The 15124-nt window shown below is 71.6% G+C and carries 13 protein-coding genes; 5 read left to right on the top strand and 8 right to left on the bottom strand.

Going from position 1 to position 15124, the window contains the following annotated elements:
• Positions 1–35: 35 nt before the first annotated feature.
• Positions 36–1889, bottom strand: coding sequence for a rhamnogalacturonan lyase family protein (locus J5V16_RS03540; RefSeq protein ID WP_208494630.1), 1854 nt, complete (start codon positions 1887–1889; stop codon positions 36–38).
• Positions 1890–2067: 178 nt separating this feature from the next.
• On the opposite strand from J5V16_RS03540, the gene J5V16_RS03535 reads away from it, so the two are divergent.
• The gene (locus J5V16_RS03535) at positions 2068–4815 is read left to right on the top strand and encodes an exo-rhamnogalacturonan lyase family protein (protein WP_208494629.1); all 2748 of its coding nucleotides are present in this window, start codon (positions 2068–2070) and stop codon (positions 4813–4815) included.
• A 6-nt stretch (positions 4816–4821) separates the two neighbouring features.
• Here J5V16_RS03535 and J5V16_RS03530 read toward each other — a convergent pair whose 3' ends face one another.
• The 3 genes from J5V16_RS03530 to J5V16_RS03520 all read right to left on the bottom strand — a co-directional run bounded on the left by J5V16_RS03530 (position 4822) and on the right by J5V16_RS03520 (position 6070).
• Positions 4822–5412: a DUF2017 domain-containing protein gene (locus J5V16_RS03530; protein WP_208494628.1), complete on the bottom strand. Its 591-nt coding sequence runs from the start codon at positions 5410–5412 to the stop codon at positions 4822–4824.
• On the bottom strand, positions 5412–5714 hold the full coding sequence (gene clpS / locus J5V16_RS03525; RefSeq protein ID WP_408612373.1) for an ATP-dependent Clp protease adapter ClpS: 303 nt from the start codon (positions 5712–5714) through the stop codon (positions 5412–5414). The genes J5V16_RS03530 and clpS overlap by 1 nt, the downstream gene beginning before the upstream one ends.
• Positions 5715–5848: 134 nt before the next feature.
• A complete protein-coding gene (locus J5V16_RS03520) occupies positions 5849–6070 on the bottom strand; it encodes a YHS domain-containing protein (protein WP_208494626.1) in 222 nt (73 codons plus the stop codon).
• Positions 6071–6332: 262 nt separating this feature from the next.
• Here J5V16_RS03520 and J5V16_RS03515 point away from each other — a divergent pair, with 262 nt between their 5' ends.
• Positions 6333–7751, top strand: a complete 1419-nt coding sequence (locus tag J5V16_RS03515; RefSeq protein WP_208494625.1) for an MFS transporter — start codon at positions 6333–6335, stop codon at positions 7749–7751.
• Positions 7752–7801: 50 nt separating this feature from the next.
• Here J5V16_RS03515 and J5V16_RS03510 read toward each other — a convergent pair whose 3' ends face one another.
• Complete coding sequence (locus J5V16_RS03510) at positions 7802–8545, bottom strand: SDR family oxidoreductase (protein ID WP_208494624.1); 744 nt, start codon at positions 8543–8545, stop codon at positions 7802–7804.
• Between the two features lie 136 nt (positions 8546–8681).
• Between J5V16_RS03510 and J5V16_RS03505 the strand changes: the two genes are divergently transcribed.
• Positions 8682–9509, top strand: a complete 828-nt coding sequence (locus tag J5V16_RS03505) for an MmyB family transcriptional regulator (protein WP_208494623.1) — start codon at positions 8682–8684, stop codon at positions 9507–9509.
• Positions 9506–10306, top strand: a complete 801-nt coding sequence (aac(3), locus tag J5V16_RS03500; RefSeq protein WP_208494622.1) for an aminoglycoside 3-N-acetyltransferase — start codon at positions 9506–9508, stop codon at positions 10304–10306. Before J5V16_RS03505 ends, aac(3) begins: the two co-directional genes overlap by 4 nt.
• 241 nt (positions 10307–10547) lie before the next feature.
• On the opposite strand, the gene J5V16_RS03495 is transcribed toward aac(3), so the two are convergent.
• The 3 genes from J5V16_RS03495 to J5V16_RS03485 form a co-directional block, all read right to left on the bottom strand.
• Positions 10548–11687 (bottom strand): GTP-binding protein, encoded by a 1140-nt coding sequence (locus J5V16_RS03495; protein WP_208494621.1) that lies wholly within the window; start codon positions 11685–11687, stop codon positions 10548–10550.
• 79 nt (positions 11688–11766) lie between these two features.
• Positions 11767–12801, bottom strand: a complete 1035-nt coding sequence (locus J5V16_RS03490; protein WP_208494620.1) for a CobW family GTP-binding protein — start codon at positions 12799–12801, stop codon at positions 11767–11769.
• A gap of 34 nt (positions 12802–12835) precedes the next feature.
• Positions 12836–14695: a heavy metal translocating P-type ATPase gene (locus J5V16_RS03485; RefSeq protein WP_208494619.1), complete on the bottom strand. Its 1860-nt coding sequence runs from the start codon at positions 14693–14695 to the stop codon at positions 12836–12838.
• Between the two features lie 56 nt (positions 14696–14751).
• Here J5V16_RS03485 and J5V16_RS03480 point away from each other — a divergent pair, with 56 nt between their 5' ends.
• Positions 14752–15093, top strand: coding sequence for an ArsR/SmtB family transcription factor (locus tag J5V16_RS03480; RefSeq protein WP_208494618.1), 342 nt, complete (start codon positions 14752–14754; stop codon positions 15091–15093).
• The last annotated feature ends 31 nt before the right edge of the window (positions 15094–15124 follow it).

Genomic DNA, 15124 nt, shown 5'->3' with positions numbered 1-15124 from the left:
GAGGGCGGGGCCGCCGAAGCGGCCCCGCCGGGCGGTCAGTAGGTGATGGCCGGCGCGGGCGGGGTGGCCATGCCCGAGCCGAGGAAGTAGTCGGTGTGGTGGGACTGCATGTACCCGTGGAGGGTCATGGCGTTGCGGTAGGCGGGGTTGTGCGCCAGCGTGTAGAGCCTGGTGGACGTGGGCCTGTCGGTGGTGAAGACGATGAGCTGGTTGTAGGAGGAGTTGGTGTAGACGGCCTCTTCGCGCCAGTCGCCGAACAGATCACCCACGAGCGTGGGCCCGCCCTGCGCGGCTTTGACCGCGCCGTAGTCGGTGACGGTCTCCAGGCGCGGGAGGCTGTTGGTGGGCGTGGGGTTGAGCGGGTTCCATTTCTCGATCTTGCCGTCGTTGAGCAGTTCCATGGTCAGGTCGCCGTCCCACCACAGGCCGAGCTGCGGCCAGGGCCGCAGGGACGTGTTCGGTTCGGTGAGCCGGTTCTGGGAGGCGTTGTAGAGGCCGTCGAAGGACCACACCTCCATGCCGGGGAAGCGGGCGTCGACGTCGCCGGCCATGCCGCGGCCGACGTCGGCGGTCCCGCTGCGGGTGTGCTTCCAGATCATCCGGCCGGTGGAGGCGTCGTAGTAGTACTCGCGCAAGCCGCTGGGGTTGTTCTGCTGCACGCCGTAGCCTTCGAGGCCGGGGCGGCTCGGGTCCATGTCGGCGATGTGGAAGCGGTCGCCGTGGATGACGCCCTGGCTCGCGAGGGAGTAGCGGAGGGTGCCGTCGCCGTTGAGGACGAAGCCGATCTCGGCCACTTCGTCCTTGCCGTCGCCGTTGACGTCAATGATGCGGGTGTTGTGGCCGTCAGGGGCGTTCTGGTTGCCGCGCAGCCACTTCCATTTCATGGTGACCTCGGTGCCGTCGAAGTTCCAGGCGGACATCATGAGGTTGAACCCGCCGTTGCCGACGCGGTTCTTCATGAACGCCACGAGGCTGGGCGTGACGCCGTCGAGGTAGCCCACGCCGAACCGGGCCGCCAGCGGTCCGTCCGCGAGGTAGTCGGTGGGCACCTGGGCCGAGTCGCGCAGCGCGCCGGTGCGGCCGTCGAGCATCGCGATGAACTGGTGGTCGTCGTTGGAGGCGGTGAAGCGGCGGCCGTCGCCGAAGGTGACGCCGTCGGCGATGCGCACCGCGACCTCGGCGCGCCCGTCGCCGTCGAAGTCCTGGACGGTGACGCCGTCGTTGTGGCCGACGTCGATCGTGGCGGAGCCGGGTTCGATGTTGTCCTGGTTGGTGCTGTTGGGTCCCATGTCGACCCGCCACAGGAACTGGCCCTTCCCGGTGTAGGCCTCGATCGCCTGGGGCGAGGTCTGGCGGTCGATCACGTAGTCGTACTCGCCGTCGCCGTCGAGGTCGCCCGTCCAGACGAACTTCACCGGGCCGCCGCTGCGCAGCGGGATGCGGACGACGGGCTCGTCAGCGTGGTTCGCGGTGAGGGTGAAGGCGGTGCTGGGCTGCTGCTCGGCGCCGCCGATGACGGGGACGACCCGGTAGGCGTTGGCCTGCGCGAGGTTCGCGGCGGCATCGGTGTAGTTGGTGCCGCCGGTGAGGACCGAGCCGTTGAGCTTGGTCCATGAACCGCCTGCGGCGGAGCGGTAGACGTTGAACCCGATGCCGGCCGGGTCGAGGCCGAGGAGGCGCCAGCTGACGAGGACGCTGCCGCCGTTGCGGACGGCGACGACGCCGCGGCCGAGGTCCTCCATGGGCCGGAGGGCCTGCTGCGCACCGATGTCCTGCGCGGCGGCGGGCTCCTCGGCGTGGGTGGTCGTGGTGCTCAGGGCGAAGCCGGCGGTCGCGGCCAGGAGGCCGACCACCGCCCCCGCGACCCGAACTCGCGTAAACGTTTCCATGACTGCTCCAAGTATGCCGGTTGGATCGGAAGCGCTGCGGTCCGGTCGACGTGCCGTGATCAGACGGGACTGGGCACTCCCTGGGACGCTTGACTATACATTGACGCATGGCTATATTGAACCCCTTGAGTTAAAACGGTTTAATCCCTTGCGGCACACCCATCCCCTTGGAGGAACCTTGACCGCCCCTGCCACGGCAGCCCAACCCCGCGGCGTCAGCCGACGCGGCGTCCTCGCCACCACCGCTGGAGTGGCGGCCGCCGCCGCCCTCTTCGAGGCCGCACCCGCCCACGCGCAGACGGGCACCGCCGACGACGCGGGCCCCGACTCGGTCGGACTGCGCTGGCTCGAAGGGAAACCGGCCGAATCGCCCGGCTCGACCTGGGGCGTGCCCTGGGGCAAGGGCCGCTTCCCCGGCGACCAGCGGTTCCAGCTCACCGCCGACGACGGCGCGACAGTGCCCGTCCAGTCCTGGCCGCTCGCCTACTGGCCGGACGGCTCGCTGAAGTGGACCGCGCACGCCGTCGGCCCGGCCGCGACCGCCGAGACGTTCACGCTCAGCGCCGGCGAGCCCGCCGCTCCCGCGTTCGCCGTGTCAGTCTCGGACTCCAAGCACCACATCGACGTCAACACCGGCGTGATCACCGCGCGGATCGCGAAGAGCGGCAAGGACCTCATCAAGCACGTCAAGCGCGGCGACCGGACCCTCGTCAAGGGCGGTCACCTCGTCAACATCACCCAGACCGAGGCCCCCGACACCGAGACCGGCTCGGTCACCCGCGACCGCTACACCTCGGAGGTCGACGAGGTCACCGTCGAGCAGGAGGGCCCGGTGCGCGCGGTCGTCAAAGTGACCGGCACGCACCGGAAGTCGCGCGGCCGCACCTGGCTGCCGTTCACGGTGCGCCTGTACTTCTACGCGGGCGGCGAGTCCTTCCGCATGGTCCACACGTTCGTGTTCGACTCCGACGGCGAGGACGCGTTCATCGCCGGGCTCGGCGTGCGCTTCAAGGTCGCGCTCACCGACGCGCTCTACGACCGGCACGTGCGGTTCGTCGGCGAAGGCCACGGGCAGCTCGCCGAGGCCGTCAAGGGCATCACCGGCCTGCGCCGCGATCCCGGTGCGGCCGTGCGGGAAGCGCAGGTCGCCGGGCGGGCGCTGCCGGACCCGGCGACATGGGACCAACGCGTCACCACCCGCCTGCACTGGATCCCGAACTGGGGCGACTACTCGCTCTCCCAGCTCACCAGCGAGGGGTTCGCGGTCAAGAAGCGCACCAAGGCCGGCCACGGCTGGGTCCCGGTGGACCAGGGCCGCCGCGCGTCCGGGTTCGGCTACGTGGGCGGGCCGTCGGGCGGGTTCGGCTTCGGCATGAAGGACTTCTGGCAGCGCCACCCCACCGGGCTCGACATCCGCGGCGCCGACACCGACGAGGCCACGGTCACCGTCTGGATGTGGTCGCCCGAGGCGCAGCCGATGGACACGCGGTTCTACCACGACGGCATGGGCCAGGACACCTATCCCGAGCAGCTCGACGCCCTCGAGATCACGTACGAGGACTACGAACCGGGGTTCGGCACCCCGTACGGCGTCGCCCGCACCACCGAGCTGCAGTTCTGGGTCACCGAGGCCACGCCCGCGCATGGGCGCCTGGGCGCGATGGCCGATGTGGTGCGCGCGCAGCCGCAGGTCATCGCCCCCACCGAGCACATGAGCGCGGCCGGGGCGTTCGGCGGACTGTTCGGGCCGGTCGACCGGTCGCACCCGGTGAAGGCCGACGTCGAGGACACCCTGGACTTCCTGTTCGAGCACTACCGCACCGAGCAGGACCAGCGGCACTGGTACGGGTTCTGGGACTACGGCGACTTCATGCACTCCAAGGACGTCGACCGCAAGACCTGGCGCTACGACGTCGGCGGGTACGCCTGGGACAACTCCGAGATCTCCCCCGACCAGTGGATCTGGATGGCGTACCTGCACACCAACAAGCCCGAGGTGTTCCGCTTCGCCGAGGCCATGACCCGCAAGACCAGCGAGGTCAACTGCTACCACATCGGCGAGTGGGCCGGGCTCGGCACGCGGCACGGCGTGCAGCACTGGGGCGACTCGTCCAAACAGGTGCGCGTCTCGAACGCCAACTACCGCCGGTACTTCTACTACCTGACCGCCGACGAGCGCACCGGCGACATGCTCCACATGCTCGCGAGCAGCGAGGAGACCGCGCTCGTCCTCGACACCGGCCGCAAGATCCGGGCCGCCGACGACCCGTGGGCGCCCGACCGGAACGCCATCGACATCGGCTTCGGCACCAGCTGGGCCGCCCTCGCCGCCGCGTGGCTCACCGAATGGGAGCGGCGCGGCCCGGACTGGGAGTTCTGCCGCCAGAAGGTGCTCGGCACGATGGAGACGATCGCGGCGCAGCCCAACGGCTTCGCGCAAGGATCGGGGCTGTACGACATGGACACCGGCCGGTACGCGATCGCCGAGACGGCGGTGACCGAGCGCAGCAACCTCAGCAACTCCTTCGGGCGCATCGAGATCTGCGCGGAGCTCATCCAGCAGATCGACATGCCGGCGTTCGAGGCGGACTGGCTCAAGTACTCGCGGTTCTACACCGCCTCCCGCCAGGAGCAGGAGGCCGAATACGGCGGCCGGTTCGGCGACCTGTTCCTGTACTCGTACACGAGGGCCAACGCGTTCGTGTACCAGCGGACCGGGGACGAGTCGCAGGCCCGCCTCGCCTGGGACCGGTTCCGGGGCGCGAAGGACGCGCCGGACTACTCGCCGCGCGAGACCCAGGCCGTCGAGACCACCCTCAACCCGATCGCGTGGTGGCCCAACGGCGGCACCAACGACATCGCCCAATGGGGACTCGCGGCCATCCAGATCCTCCACATGGTCGGCGACTTCGCCCCCGACGCATAGGAGGCGTCACAGGGAGCGCATCAACGCCTCGACCAGCGTGTCCTGCAGTGTCGTCAACCAGCCGTAGGTGAGCACGAGCGGCTGGCGCGGGTCGTCGTCGGGCAGTTCCAGCAGCGCGTCGAAGTCCTCGTCGGCCTCGATGCCGAGCCGGGACGCGATCACGAGCCGCAGGTCGTTCAGCGCCCCGAGCCACTGGCGGCACTCGTCCGGCTTGAGCCGCAAGGTCTTCCGTCTGCGGCCCTCCGGGGCGAGCGCCTCGAGCGAGCGGATCACGGCCTGCGCGTCGTCGCGTTTGCGCGCGCGCAGGTCGTTCTCCGTGTACCGGCGAAACTCCGCGGAAGCCGCGGCGGCGTCGCCGTCGGGGCCGAGGTCGGTGTAGGCGTCGGGGAAGAGCCGGGCCAGCGCCGGGTCCTCGGGGAGCTCGGTCGGGCCCTCGCTGAAGGCCGAGGCGATGAGGTCCTCGGCGGTGCCGGTGGCGCCGTCGCGGGCGTCGATGAGCTCGAGCATCTGCTCGGCGTAGGCGCGCAGGAGCCCGGCCTCGAACACGTCGAAGGAGGCGGCCGCCCCGCCGTCCTCGGCCTTGAAGTAGCGGCCCATCAGCGGTCCTGCCTGAGGGTGGCCCAGAGGCCGTAGCCGTGCATGGCCTGCACGTCGCGTTCCATCTCCTCGCGGGTGCCGCTGGAGACGACCGCGCGGCCCTTGTTGTGGACGTCGAGCATGAGCCGGTTGGCCTTCGCTTCGTCGAAGCCGAAGTAGGACTGGAAGACGTAGGCGACGTAGCTCATGAGGTTGACCGGGTCGTTGTGGACGAGGGTGATCCAGGGGACGTCGGGGTCGGCGACCTCTGACGTGGTCGCGGCGCGCTCGGTCTCGACCGCTGCGGCGCAGCGGACGGGCATTGGCATTCGGGCTGGCACATGCCCATGCTGCCATGCCGCCGGGCGAGGCGGCCCGGATAGGTCGGGCTCTCCGCGCTCGGCGGAACGACCCGCCGCAGTGCGGTCGGGCCGTTTCGCGCAGGTGGGACGGGAGGTCAGACGGCGAGGGCGTACTTGGCGGGGTCGGCGTCGAAGGCGGGGCCGCAGCCGGCGCAGCAGAACCAGTAGCGCTGGCCCTCGTAGTCGCGGAAGAGGCCCTTGGCTTCGGCGACGGCCTTGACGACGGGCGTGCCGGCCATGACCGGGCAGGCGGCCGTCTCCTCGGCGGTCGCGGCGGCGGTGTCGGTGCTGCAGGTGTGGGCGTCGTTGTGGCACATGGCGGGTCACTCGCTTTCACGGGTTCGGATACCCAGGAGGGGTATCACACTGCCCTGAATTTATACCCCCGCGGGGTATAATCGTCAAGCGGAAGACCAGTGGTCGAGGTCACTTGTCGAGACCTGTTTGAATACCCCCTGGGGGTATGCTAGAAATAGCGGGCGGCTCTTGGGCCGCCCGCCGCTCCGACGCCGGAGCGGTTCGCCCCCAAGGGGTGCAGTGCCACCGCACTATACCCCCCTCCGGTATTTAGGAGCAGTCATGCCACGTACCTCGACCCCACCGGCCTCACGGCGCTGGACCGCCCTCGCGCTCATCGCCCTGGCCCAGTTCATGGTCATCATGGACACCTCGATCATCGGCGTCGCCCTCCCGAAGATGCAGGCCGAACTCGGCTTCACGCAAGAGCACCTGTCCTGGGTCTTCAACGCCTACGTCGTCGTCTTCGGCGGCCTCCTGCTCCTCGGCGGTCGCCTCTCCGACCTCCTCGGCGCACGCAGGGTCTTCAGCCTCGGCTGGATCGTCCTCGGCGCGGGCTCGCTCCTGGCCGGCGCGGCCGGGAACGTCGCGACCGAACTGGCCGGGCGCGCCGTCCAGGGCGTCGGCGCGGCGCTCATCGCGCCATCGGCGCTGACCCTGCTCATGATGCTGTTCGGCGCCAACCCGAAAGAGCTCATGAAGGCCTTCGCCGTCTACGGCGCGGCGGCCCCAGCGGGCGGCACCGCCGGCGTCTTCCTCGGCGGCGTCATCACCGAGTACGCCTCGTGGCCCTGGGTCTTCTACATCAACGTGCCGATCGCGGTCCTCGCCGTGGCCGCCGCCCCGGCGCTCCTGCCCGGCGGCGCAGGCGCCCGCGGCTCCATCGACGTACTCGGCGCCGTCCTCGCCACGCTCGGCCTCGGCGGCGCGGTCTTCGCGATCGTCCGGGCGCCCGAGACGGGCTGGGCCTCGGCCCAGACCTGGGGCGTCCTCGCCGGCGCGGTCGTCCTGCTCGCCCTCTTCCTGGTGGTGCAGGCCAAGCGCCGCGAACCGCTCATGCCCCTGGCGATCTTCCGCGCCCCGAACCTCGGCGCGGCCAACCTCGCCCAGGCCCTGCTCGGCGCGGCGTGGATCCCCATGTGGTTCTTCCTCAACCTGTACTTGCAGCAGGTGCTCGGCTACTCGGCCTTCCCCTCGGGGGCGGCGCTGCTGCCGATGACCGCGCTCATCATGCTCGGCATGGTCGTCATCGCCCCGCGCCTGACCGTGAAGTTCGGACCCAAGGCCATGATCACCACCGGCCTGGTCCTGCTCGCGGCGGGCCTCGGATGGCTCGCGCTCGTCCGTCCTGAGGGGACGTTCGCGGTCGACGTGCTCCCGGCCTCGCTCGTCGCGGCGCTCGGCATGTCCCTCGCGTTCATCCCGTCGCTGCAGATGGCCATCTCCAGCGCCGCCCCCGAACAGGGCGGCCTGGCCTCGGGGATCGTCAACACGAGCTACCAGATCGGGTCCGCGCTCGGCCTCGCCGTGGTCACCGCCATCGCGGTGCCCTTCGGCGCCAACGAGCTCGGCGACCCGGAGGCGCTCACTGACGGCTTCGCTGCGGCGTTCACCGCGGCCGCGGCCATCGCGCTGGCGGGCGTCATGCTCGCCCTCGCCACGGTCCGCAAGGCGAAGCGCGACCTCGTGGAAGCCGCCTGAGCGCGACACCGGGCAGGGGGAGGCGGCGACGCCTCCCCCTGCTCCGTCGTTCAGACCATGCCGCCGTTGGCGCGCACGACCTGCCCGTTGACCCAGTGGCCCTCCGGCGAGGCGAGGAACGCGGCGACCTCGGCGATGTCGTGCGGCTCCCCCAGCCGCTCGAGCGGGGCCGCCTTCGCGAGCCGGTCGATCAGCTCCTCGCTCTTCCCCTCGAAGAAGAGTTCGGTGGCGGTCGGGCCGGGCGCGATGATGTTGACGTTGACGTCGCGGCCGCGCATCTCCCGGGCCAGGGTCTTGCCCAGCGCCTCGACCGCGCCCTTGCTGGCGGCGTACGCCCCGTACGTCAGGTGGTAGGTCCCGACCACCGAGGTCGAGAACAGCGCGATCGAGCCGCCCGGGCGGACCCGGCGCGCGGCCTCGCGGGCCACGACGAACGCGCCCCGGATGTTCGTGCGGTGCAACGCGTCCACCTCATCGAGGTCCATTTCGGCCACTGGCGCCAGGTACAGGCGCCCGGCCAGGTTCAAGACCACGTCGACCCCGCCGAAGCGGGTCTCGGTCTCGTCGAACAGCCCCGCCACCGCGGTCTCGTCGGCCACGTCGGCCCGGTACGCGAAGGCCTCGGCCCCGGCGGCCGCCGCCTCCTTCACCGCCGCGGCGGCCTCCTCGGCGTTCCCGGCGTAGCCCACCGCGATCGCGTACCCCTGCTCGGCCAGCCGCCGCACGATCGCCCGGCCGATGCCGCGCGAACCGCCGGTGACGACGGCGACGCGGGTCCCCTTGTCGATGCTCATTGCCAGCTCCCTTATTCGGTGTCGTCCCCATCCTCGCCCCGAATCCGCAGGTCAGCGACGGTGACATTGACCCCGGGGTCGCCGCCCCCTCCTTAAGCTCACACGCGGGAGCGGCCGCGGCGTGGATGATTGAGCGGTGGACGCCTCTGAACTCGCCGCCTTCCTCCACTCCCGCCGCGACCGGCTGCGGCCCGCCGACGTGGGCCTCACCGCCGGACCGCGCCGCCGCGTGCCCGGCCTGCGCCGCGAAGAGGTCGCGTTCCTCGCGAACGCCTCGATCGACTACTACATCGAGCTCGAACGCGGCCGCGGCGTCCAGCCCTCGGCGCAGATGCTCCTGGCGCTCGCCCGGGCGCTGCGACTCACCGGGGACGAACGCGACCACCTCTTCCACCTCGCCGGGCACCCCGCTCCGCCCCGCGAACCCCCGCGCGCCACCGACCCGTCTCTGCTGACCCTGCTCGAACGCCTCGACGGCACGCCCGCGCGGATCATGACCGACCTGCACCAGCCCCTCGCGCAGAACCGCCTCGCCGCCGAGCTCCTCGGCGAACTCGACCCCGTCGGCGAGCCCGGCTACACCGCGAGCATCGTCTACCGCTGGTTCACCGATCCTTCCGCCCGCACCGTCTACCCGGCCGAAGACCATGAGCGCCATGCCCAGTCGTTCGTGGCGGACCTCCGCGCGGTGGCGGCCAAGCGCGCCCTCGCGCGCGGCGACGCCGAGGCGGAGAAGATGGTCGCCGACCTGCTCGACCGCAGCGAGGAGTTCACGCGCCTGTGGCAGGCCCGGGACGTCGAGGTGCGCCGCTTCGACCGCAAGCGCTTCGTGCACCCCGCGATCGGCGTCATCGAGCTCGAATGCCACCACCTGTTCACCGAGGACGGGGGCCAGCGCCTCCTCTGGCTCGCACCCGTCGCGGGCACCGACGCCGCGCGGCGACTGGCTACGCTCGCAACATGACTGCAGTGCTGACGCGAGAGAGCCTGGCCGCCGACCTGCGCCGGATCGGCGTGGCCGAGGGCGACGCGGTGATGGTCCACGCGGCCTTCGGCAAGGTCGGACCGGTCCTCGGCGGCCCGGACGCGCTGATCGACGCCCTGCTCGACGCGACCGGTCCTGAAGGGACGATCTTGAGCTACCAGGACTGGGAGCTCGGCGTCGACGTGTGGGACGACGACGGCCGGGTCCTCCCCGAGCTGCGCGACCATGTGCCGCCCTACGATCCGGCGACGGCCCGGCCCGCCCGCGACCACGGCGTCCTCGCGGCCGCTATCGGCACCCGCCCGGGCGTGCGCCGCAGCGGGAACCCGGGCGCGGCGGTCGCCGCGCTCGGCGCCCGCGCCGAGGCGTTCACCGCGAACCACGCGCTCGACTACGGCTACGGCGAGGGCTCCCCGTTCGCGCGCCTCGCCGCGGCCGGCGGCCGGGTACTCATGGTCGGCGCGCCGCTCGACACCATGACGCTCCTCCACCACGCCGAGCACCTCGCCGACCTGCCCGGCAAGCGCCGCATCGCGATCGAGTACCCGCTGGCATCCCCGCAGGGCACGGTCTGGCGGACCGTCGAGGAGTTCGACACGGGCGATCCGGTCGTCCCCGGCCCGCCCGAGGACTACTTCCGCCTCATCGTGGAAGACCACCTGGCGACCGGCGCGGGCACGCGCGGCCGGGTCGGCGACGCGGACAGCGTCCTCGTGGACGCGGCGGCCATGGTGGCGTTCGCCGTGACCTGGCTCGAATCCCGCTACGGGCGCTGACCCCTGGCGCGGCGTCGGTTCACGTTGCCACGGGGGTTCGGCGATCGCACCGCGCTCGCCTACTCGGCGGCGCTCAACAGCGCCGTCCTCACGGTCGCCGCCTCCGCAGCCGATGTCCGCGGCTCGGCGGTCGCCCGGCGAGACGAGTTCGGCGGCGAGCCGCCGGTACCGTTCGGCGTCCTTGTGGGCGCTGTCGAGCAGCCATGCGGTGTGCTCGGCGTAGTCGAGGGCGATCCGTTGCTCAACGTGCGATCCCAACGTGGTCGTGGTCGTGGTCGAGCCCGTGGGCATCCCAGGGTTCGAAGGGGTCGGTGTCGGCAGTTTCGCCTTCCCTGGCAAGGCATCCGCGCAGGGCCGACTCGATCGCCGCGTGGTCGAGGGCGACGCCGATGAAGACGAGTTCCTGGCCCTGGGCGGCGTCGCGGGAGGCGAAGGGGTCGAAGCGGGCGACCGCGCCGGCCTGGGACCACAACGCGGTCACCTGGGGGCGGGTCGCGAGCCAGAAGAAGCCCTTGGAGCGCAGCACGGTCCCGTAGCGGCCGGAGTCGAGTTCCTGGACGAAGCGCCACAGCCGTTCGGGGTGGAAGGGGGCGGCGTCGCGGAAGACCACGCTCGAGATGCCGTACTCCTCGGTCTCGGGAACGTGCTCGCCGTTGATCTCCTTGACCCAGCCAGGCGCCTCCTGGGCGCGGTCGAGGTCGAAGCGGCCGGTGCCGAGGACGCTCGCGGTGTCGACGCGGCCGCGGATCGCCCTGATGAGGCGCGCGTCGGGGTTGAGGCGGCGCAGGACCGCCTCGACGCGGTCGGCCTCGTCCGGGGTGACGAGGTCGGTCTTGTTGAGCACCAGCACATCGGCGAACTCGATCTGGTCGACGAGGAGGTCCGATACGGTGCGGTCGTCGTCCTCGTAGGCGTCGAGCCCGCGCGAGAGGAGGTCGTCGCCGCGCTGGAGTTCGATGAGCACGTTCGCGGCGTCGACCACCGTGGTCATGGTGTCGAGTTCGGTCAGGTCCGACAGGAGGCCCTGCTCGAGTTCGCCGAACGCGAAGGTCGCGGCGACGGGCATCGGCTCGGAGATGCCGCTGGATTCGATGAGGAGGTAGTCGAAGCGGCCGTCGCGGGAGAGCCGGGCGGCCTCTTCGAGGAGGTCGTCGCGGAGGGTGCAGCAGATGCAGCCGTTGCTCAGCTCGACCAGGCGCTCTTCGGTGCGAGAGAGGCTGCCGCCGTCGCGCACGAGGTCGGCGTCGATGTTGACCTCGCTCATGTCGTTGACGATGACCGCGACGCGCAGCCCTTCCCGATTGCTCAGCACGTGATTGAGCAGTGTGGTCTTGCCCGCACCGAGGAACCCGGAGAGCACGGTGACCGGCAGCTTCTTCATCGACAACCTTTCGTTAATGGAAATGGTTGTCAGTTTAATCGAGGTGCGGCCGGCGCCCGCCTCCGGTGGGGCCGAGCCGTCACCGGCTCAGTTCGCGCAGGCGCAGGAGTCGGCGCAGCCCCTCGGCATTGCGGCCCTCCGCCGGCGCGAGGGCGGCTTCGAGGCGCGGCCGCACCTTGTCCGCGTCGAGGCCCGTCCCGATCGCGACCAATTCGCCGCCGATCGCGGCCCCGGCGCGGTCGGCGATGTGGACCTGGTCGCCGACCACGTTCACCGTGAAGCGCCGCGGGCCGCGGTCGGTGTCGACGCAGACCGTGCCCTTGATCCGGTACGCGCCCTCCGGCGGGTCCGCGCACAGGTCGACCAGACGGCCCGCGTCCGCGGCGGCGAGGGTCCGCACGGTCACGGCGTCCGCGTGCCGATGCCCCTCGTGGTGGTGCGCCCGCCTGGCAAGGGCCGCAAGGGGAAGCTCGTCCTGCGGGTCGTCCGCGGAGGCGACGTCGTACACGAGTTCGGGGTCCACGCGGCCGCGCGAGGTGCGCACGATGTGGATGCCGGGGTTGACCTCGCGGATGCGCGCCTCGATCGCGGCCGCGGCGGCTTCGGCCCGGTCGGCGGGGAGCCGGTCGATCTTGTTGATCACCGCCAGAGTCGCGACGGCGAACCGCGCGGGCGGCGGCCCGTCGTCGTCCACAGTGGTGAAATGCTCGACCGCGTCGACCACGTCGATCACACCGCCCGGCCGCACCCGCGCGACCTTGCTGGACCGGATCATCCAGGCCAGCGCGCCCGGTTCCGCGATGCCGCTGGCCTCGACGATGACCGCGTCGAGACGGCGGCGCGGGTCGGTCAGCCGCTCCAGGGCGAGGTCGAGGCCGCCCGCGTCCTCCAGGCAGCAAAGGCAGCCGCCGGCGATCGAGACCGGCTCGTCGATCTGCCCGGTCACCAGGGCGGCGTCGACGTTCACCGCTCCGAAGTCGTTGACGATCACGCCGACCCGCGCGCCCGGGCGGCTCAGCAGATGGTTGAGCAGCGTCGTCTTCCCAGCGCCGAGGTGACCTGACAGGACGATGACCGGCACCCGGCGGTTGTCGTTCGAGGCGAGGCTGTTCACCCGCAGAGGGTAACCGGGCTCGGTCGGCGGGCCGCTACAGCGCTCGCTCGTTCCAGTGGCGGCGGCTCAGCAGGCGGAGTCCGTTGAGGCCCACGATCACCGTGGAGAGCTCGTGGCCCGCCACGCCGAGGACGAGCGGCAGTTCGCCGAAGAGGTCCCAGGCGGCGAGTACCGCGATGACCGCGGCCGCGAACGCCAGGTTCACGCGGGCGACGCGCCTGGCCTTGCGCGCCAGGTCGATCGCGGCGGGGAGCGCGGTGAGGCGCCGGCCGACGAGCACGATGTCCGCCGATTGCAGGGCCAGGTCCGAGGCGGTGCCGCCCATGGCCGCGCCGACGTGGGAGGCGGCCAGCGCGGGCGCGTCGTTCACACCGTCGCCGATGTAGAGGGTCCGGGTCCCGGCGAGGCGGTCGGCCTTGTCCCCCGGCAGGAGGGTGGCCTCGGCGTCGCGGATGTCGACCGCGGCGGCGACGCGGCGGGCGGCGGCCGGATGGTCGCCGGTGAGGAGGCTCGGATCGGTGCCGAGCCGCGCGCGCAGGGCCTCGACCGCTTGGGCGGCATCGGGTCTCACGGCGTCGGAGAGTCCGATCACGCCGACGGGGCGCTTGTCGGCGATGACGACCGCGACGGTGAGGCCGGCAGTCTCGAACTCCCCCACGGTCGCTCGGGCCCGGGCGTCGTCCTCGGCGTCGTTCAGCAGGATCGGGTGGCCGACGAGGACTTCGATGTCGTCGACCACGGCCCGCACGCCGCGACCGGGCATGGCCTGGAACTCGGTCGCGTCGGTGTGGTCGGCGAGACCGGCCAGGACGCGGCCGATCGGGTGCTCGGAGCGGGCTTCGGCGGCGGCCGCGAGGCGACGCAGCCGCGCCGCGTCGCCGTCGAAGGCGATGAGGCGCTCGACCTCGGGGCAGCCGGTGGTGAGCGTGCCGGTCTTGTCGAACGCGGCCCGGTCGACCTCGGCGAGGCGTTCCATCATCAGGGCGCTCTTGACGAGCACGCCCTGTCTTCCGGCGAGCGCGACGGCGGCGAGGAGCGGCGGCATGGTCGCGAGGACGATCGCGCAGGGGCTGGCGACGATCATGAAGGTCATGGCGCGCAGCAGGCTCGGCTCGAAGGCCGCTCCGGCGAGGAGCGGGACGCCGATGAGCGCGAGGGTCGCTGCGACCACGGCGAGCGAGTAGGGCTGCTCGACGCGTTCGATGGTGAGCTGGGTCCGGGACTTCGCCTCGGACGCCTCTTCGACCTGGCGGGCGATGCGGGCGAGCACGGTGTCGGCGCTGGCGCGGTCGACGCGCACTTCGAGGGCGCCGGTGCCGTTGACGGTCCCGGCGAGCACCTGCGCGCCGACGGCCTTGCGGCCGGGCAGGGCCTCGCCGGTGAGGGTCGACTCATCCACTTCGGATTCACCGGAGACGACGGTGCCGTCGGCGGGGACGCGTTCGCCGGGGCGGATCAGCACGAGGTCGCCGGGGGCGAGGGCGGCGGCGTCCACGGGCTCCTCGCGGCCGTTCGCGAGGCGCACGGCCTGGTCGGGGGCGTGTTCGAGGAGGCTGCGGACCGAGTCGGCGGTGCGCTCGGTGAGGACCGACTCGAGGGCGCCGGAGGTCGCGAAGATGACGATGAGCAGGGCCCCGTCGAACCATTGGCCGATCGCGGCGGCGGCGACGGCCGCGATGACCATGAGGAGGTCGACCTCGAAGCGCGGCTTGCGGAGCGCGGACAGGCCCTCCCAGGCGGGCCCCCATCCGCCCGCCGCGTAGCAGGCGAGGTAGGCGGGCAGCCAGGCCCACATCGGGGCGGCGGCCAGCTGCGCGATGCCGCCGGCGGCGAAGCAGGCGAGGGCGGCGGCGGCCCAGCGGACGTCGGACAGCCGGAACATGCTCGACAACATGCGCATCATCTTATATTCGCAATTACGCAGATAACAAGACGGGGTAAGCTGAGCCCATGCACGAGGGGATCGAGGACTTCACGATGCCGGACGACGAGCAGGCGCGCGTCGCCGCCGACGCCCTGCGCATGCTCGCCGACCCGACCCGCCTGAAGCTCATGTGGGCGCTGCTGCAAGGCGAGGAGAACGTCGCCTGCCTCGCCGACCTCACCGGCGCGCGGCCCACCGCCGTGAGCCAGCACCTCGCCAAGCTCCGCCTCGCCGGCCTCGTCACCACCCGCCGCGAGGGCACCTTCGTCTACTACTCGGCGGCCGACCACCACATCAAACCGCTCCTCGAGCAGGTCCTCTCCCACGCCGCCCACGCCACGGGCACTCCGGCCCCCGCCGAGCACTGACCGCCGCAACGAGAGCGATCCTCGGATAAAC

The organism is Glycomyces niveus (assembly GCF_017592475.1).
GTDB classification, from domain to species: Bacteria; Actinomycetota; Actinomycetes; order Mycobacteriales; family Micromonosporaceae; genus Glycomyces; species Glycomyces niveus.
The sequence above is the reverse complement of the archived record's forward strand: the minus strand, read 5'-3'. Positions and strand labels throughout refer to the sequence as shown.

Bases quoted from the DNA above. Each gene is read 5' to 3' on its own strand.
- J5V16_RS03495 (WP_208494621.1), bottom strand. From the start codon at position 11,687: ATGAAGAAGCTGCCGGTCACCGTGCTCTCCGGGTTCCTCGGTGCGGGC.
- J5V16_RS03510 (WP_208494624.1), bottom strand. From the start codon at position 8,545: ATGAGCATCGACAAGGGGACCCGCGTCGCCGTCGTCACCGGCGGTTCG.
- clpS (WP_408612373.1), bottom strand. From the start codon at position 5,714: ATGCCCGTCCGCTGCGCCGCAGCGGTCGAGACCGAGCGCGCCGCGACC.
- J5V16_RS03520 (WP_208494626.1), bottom strand. From the start codon at position 6,070: ATGTGCCACAACGACGCCCACACCTGCAGCACCGACACCGCCGCCGCG.
- J5V16_RS03530 (WP_208494628.1), bottom strand. From the start codon at position 5,412: ATGGGCCGCTACTTCAAGGCCGAGGACGGCGGGGCGGCCGCCTCCTTC.
- J5V16_RS03485 (WP_208494619.1), bottom strand. From the start codon at position 14,695: ATGTTGTCGAGCATGTTCCGGCTGTCCGACGTCCGCTGGGCCGCCGCC.
- J5V16_RS03540 (WP_208494630.1), bottom strand. From the start codon at position 1,889: ATGGAAACGTTTACGCGAGTTCGGGTCGCGGGGGCGGTGGTCGGCCTC.
- J5V16_RS03515 (WP_208494625.1), top strand. From the start codon at position 6,333: ATGCCACGTACCTCGACCCCACCGGCCTCACGGCGCTGGACCGCCCTC.
- J5V16_RS03480 (WP_208494618.1), top strand. From the start codon at position 14,752: ATGCACGAGGGGATCGAGGACTTCACGATGCCGGACGACGAGCAGGCG.